Origin of the sequence: Arthrobacter sp. HMWF013 (genome assembly GCF_003061105.1) — a bacterium.
Classification (GTDB): Bacteria; Actinomycetota; Actinomycetes; order Actinomycetales; family Micrococcaceae; genus Arthrobacter.
On the sequence record NZ_QAIQ01000061.1, the window covers coordinates 1 to 3964 of the forward strand.

Annotated in this window: 5 protein-coding genes; all 5 read right to left on the bottom strand. The window is 66.3% G+C overall.

Going from position 1 to position 3964, the window contains the following annotated elements; genetic code table 11:
* A partial coding sequence (locus DBR22_RS02925) for a hypothetical protein (protein ID WP_108597708.1) occupies nt 1-657 on the bottom strand: 657 nt, incomplete at its 3' end.
* A 26-nt stretch (nt 658-683) separates the two neighbouring features.
* Nucleotides 684-1184 (bottom strand): DUF456 domain-containing protein, encoded by a 501-nt coding sequence (locus tag DBR22_RS02930; protein WP_108597709.1) that lies wholly within the window; start codon nt 1182-1184, stop codon nt 684-686.
* 162 nt (nt 1185-1346) lie between these two features.
* A complete protein-coding gene (locus tag DBR22_RS02935; RefSeq protein WP_108597710.1) occupies nt 1347-2546 on the bottom strand; it encodes an NAD(P)-dependent malic enzyme in 1200 nt (399 codons plus the stop codon).
* Nucleotides 2547-2843: 297 nt separating this feature from the next.
* Nucleotides 2844-3452, bottom strand: a complete 609-nt coding sequence (locus DBR22_RS02940; protein WP_108597711.1) for a TetR/AcrR family transcriptional regulator — start codon at nt 3450-3452, stop codon at nt 2844-2846.
* 102 nt (nt 3453-3554) lie between these two features.
* A partial coding sequence (locus DBR22_RS02945) for an MFS transporter (protein ID WP_146187355.1) occupies nt 3555-3964 on the bottom strand: 410 nt, incomplete at its 5' end.

Here is a 3964-nt window from a genome sequence, read left to right on the forward strand (position 1 = left end):
CATCAGGCCCTCGGTCCAGATCACCACTTCCTTGTCCCGTCCCAGCGAGAACGCCAGCGCACAGCGCGCCAGGGCGGACGGCAGCGACGGCGGCAGGGCGGCCACCGTCTGCAGGGCGGCTTCCAGCTGGCCGGTCTCCCGCAGGGAATGCGAGAGCGCCAGGAACACGGACTCCTGGCTGAACAGGACAGGAACCACGATGCGTTCGGCCACCTCGACCCGGGTGACCACACGCGTAAGGTAGTGGGCCGCGTAGATGTTGGCGTCGTCGTCGTTCCTGATGGACAGCCCGCGCTGGAGCAGTTCGGAAGCGCGCAGGTGGCCACCGTGCTGGTACGCGAGGAGTCCGGCCATCACCGAGCAGAGTCCTGCCCAGCCGGGGTAGGTGCGGCCCAACGTGATGAGCCGTTCGGGCTCCTTGCTGTTGAAAATGGCGTCGTGAACCGCTTTGACGGGCTTGGCGGGCATCCGCTTGAGCCTGGGGACCTCGCCATCCACGGAGATCAGCGCAGCATCCCGGCCGCCCAGCACGCCGTGGAGTATCCCGCCCACGTTCCCGGCAAGCTCCCGGACCGGCGTCTGCAGGTGGGTGTGGCCGAACGGCGTCAGATCGCGCGTATCCCGGTAGATCGGTCCTTCGGCATCCCCCACGGTCATGCTTCCATGCTACGGGGCTGCCCCGGCTACGTGGCTGCGGCGACCCAGAGTCCGATGACCCACGTGCTCGCCGCCAGGCACGCCAGCCCGAACTCCACCAGCATGCCCAGCCCGGTGGCTTTCAGGGCGGCCCAGCTGGTGGACGTGGCCGTGCCGATGTTCCGGGTGCGCAGGAATTCGCTGAGCAACAGTCCGGCGGCGAAACCGACAAAGAGCCCCACCACGGGGATGAGGAACATTCCGGCCACACCTGCCACGAGACCGATCACCACGCTGCGGCTGGGAATGCTGTGCTGCCTGAGCTTCCGTCCGGTCAGCACTGCACTGGCCGCCATGCCGGCGAGCACAAACACCATTCCCACCGCGAAGACCACCCAGCCGGCCGTTCCGGCACCGCCCCAGATCGCCCACGCCAGCAGGCTGAGTCCGATCAGGAAGCTGCCGGGCAGGACCGGGATGACGGTGCCTGCCACACCGACCAGGATCGCCAGGCCGCACAGAATGGTCACAACAGTCTCGGAGTTCATGAACCCCAGCTTAGGGCGGCAGCGCGGCCGCTCCCGGCACCGCCCGGGCTAACGACTGGTTAACGCCCGCGCGGACCAGTCCGTTAACGCCCGACGGCGGCGCCCCCGTTAGGGAGGCACCGCCGTCGGGCGTTGTGGCTGGTTGAGCCATGTGCGCGGGGCTTACTCCGCTACCACGGCTGCGGCGACGGCTGCCGTCACGGCCGGGGCAACGCGGGGATCCAGCGGGCTGGGCACGATGTAGTCCGCGGACAGGTCCGCCTCGGCGAGTTCCGCGATGGCACGTGCCGCGGCGAGCTTCATGGCGGGCGTGATCCGGCGGGCGCCGGCATCCAGCGCGCCGCGGAAAATCCCGGGGAAGGCCAGCACGTTGTTGATCTGGTTGGGGAAATCGCTGCGGCCGGTGGCCACGACGGCTGCGTACTTGGACGCGACCTCGGGCAGGACTTCAGGGTCCGGGTTGGAGAGTGCGAACACGATGGAGTTGGCGTTCATCAGCTTGAGGTGGTCCTCGGCGAGCTTCGAGGAGGAAACCCCGATGAAGACGTCCGCGCCGAGCAGGGCCTCACCGGGGCCGCCGTTGATGCCGCGCGGGTTGCTGCGTGCCGCCATCTGGGCCTTCTTGCTCTGCGGATCGGCGGCGATGTCCGCGCGCTCACTGTTGATGACGCCCTTGGAGTCGAGCAGCACCACATCGCTGATGCCGGCGGTGAGCAGGATTTCGGCGACGGCGATGCCGGCGGCACCGGCACCGGAAACCACCACCTTCAGGGCTTCCAGCCCGCGGCCGGTGACCTTGGCGGCGTTCGTCAGGGCAGCGAGCGCAACCACGGCGGTGCCGTGCTGGTCATCGTGCATGACCGGGCAGTCCAGTGCCTCGATGAGCTTCTCTTCGAGCTCGAAACAGCGCGGTGCCGAGATGTCCTCGAGGTTGACGGCGCCGAAGCTGGGGCGGAGGCGGACCAGGGTTTCGATGATCTCGTCCACGTCGGTGGTGTTCAGGACCAGGGGAATGGAATCCAGTTCGCCGAAGGTCTTGAACAGGGCGGACTTGCCCTCCATGACGGGCAGCGAGGCGCTGGCTCCAATGTTGCCCAGGCCCAGCACCGCGGTGCCGTCGCTGACCACAACCACCAGGCGCTCCGCCCAGGTGAGGGTCCGGGCCAGTTCCGGATTGTGGTGGATGGCGCGGCTGACTTCGGCCACCCCCGGGGTGTACGCGATGGAAAGGTCGCGCTTGTTGGCCAGCGGGACGGTGCTGCTGATGGAGAGCTTGCCACCCTGGTGGGCGTCGAAGATCTCGGCTTCGGTCAGGGCCGTGGCGGCGGAATTGTCGGTGGGTGCGATTGCGTCAATGGACACTTCGTTGTCTCCTGGGGCTAGCCGTGGGCGCACGGCGCGAAAGGCTCAAGCACAGGGAGGCTCAAGGTGAGGGAAATCGGCGCTTCCTGGGCCCTAAGGTGGCGGGCCCGGTGTGAAGCCGTTGAGATGTCTGCAGATGCTGGTTGCCAGCCACTCCGGTCCTGCAATGATAATCAGCATGGGCCCGACTAAATCGACGTCAAGCACCCTCAGAGGCCCAAAAAGGGCCAAAACAGCCTTTTCTGTGACTCAAATCACGTCAAAAAGCGCATTTATAGCCGCATTGGTCTAGACCGGTTACGCTGTCCGGCGGGTTGTTTTGGCCGTGGGCGATGCCGGAGCGAGCAGGGTGCAGGCCTTTTTGAGGTCCTCTTCGGCTTCGAAGAGCGACAACCGGCGGTTTCGGACTGACTGGACCAGACCAGTGACCGTCAGCAGGAGCACACGTGCTGCCGCGGCGTCGTCGGAAGCCACCGAAACAGCCTTTTCACTCAGCGCATCGATCTCCCGCAGGAGGGCGGTAGTGTCTTTCTCCTCGAGGTAGACACCACGCCGCAGGCACTGCTCCACAGCAGGCTGCATCACCCGCATGTGGAAGATCTCCATCACCACCCCGGTGAGGGCCCGGCCGCGGAACCGGGAGGCTGATGCCTGGGTGCGTGACTGGAGCTCGTCCAGCTGGTGGCGGTAGAGCGAGAGCATCAGGTGCGTGGCAGAGGGAAAGTAGCGGTGGATCGTGCCCAGCGGCACGTCGGCCTTTTCTGCGATCTCCGAGAGTTCCACCGAGTCGAGCCCCTTGCGGGCAAACCCTCCCGCGGCCTCCAGGATGCGGGTATAGCGCAGCCGCTGGCGCGGAGTGGCGGGCCTCTCGGCCATGGGCGGATAGACGGAAAGGGTCTCAGGCATCAGCATTCCGGGGTTGTATTTTATGGCGCAGCAGCCAGGAGCGTCCCCATCCCGTGCCGCCTGCAGTCCGCGTCAACTATACGGCACAACTTTGTGGCGTATTTAGTCAACACCTTTGATTTTCACGACGAACACGGCGCCGAGCAGGCCGATGACCGCTGCCGTGGTGAAGAGCGTGACGTACCCGCCGAACTGCGTCACCGCGAGGAAAGCGAGGCCCGTCGCGAACACCTGCGGCAGCGAGGCGGCCACGTTAATGACCCCCATATCCTTGCCGCGGTCCGCGGCCTGCGGCAATACCTGCGTCAGCAGCGCAAAGTCAACGGCTTGGTAGGCGCCGTAGCCGATACCCAGGATGGCGGCCCCCACCAGGGCGCCGGTCCACACGGGGAAGAACGCCATGGTGAGGCCTGCCAAGGCGATCATGACGGAGGAGGCGATCACGAAGGGCTTGCGCTTCCCCACGCGATCGCTCCAGGGGCCCGCAAGCACCGCAGTAACCATTACCAGCG

Excerpts from the sequence above, each read along its gene's own strand:
- DBR22_RS02930 (WP_108597709.1), bottom strand. The coding sequence starts at position 1,184 with ATGAACTCCGAGACTGTTGTGACCATTCTGTGCGGCCTGGCGATCCTG.
- DBR22_RS02940 (WP_108597711.1), bottom strand. The coding sequence starts at position 3,452 with ATGCCTGAGACCCTTTCCGTCTATCCGCCCATGGCCGAGAGGCCCGCC.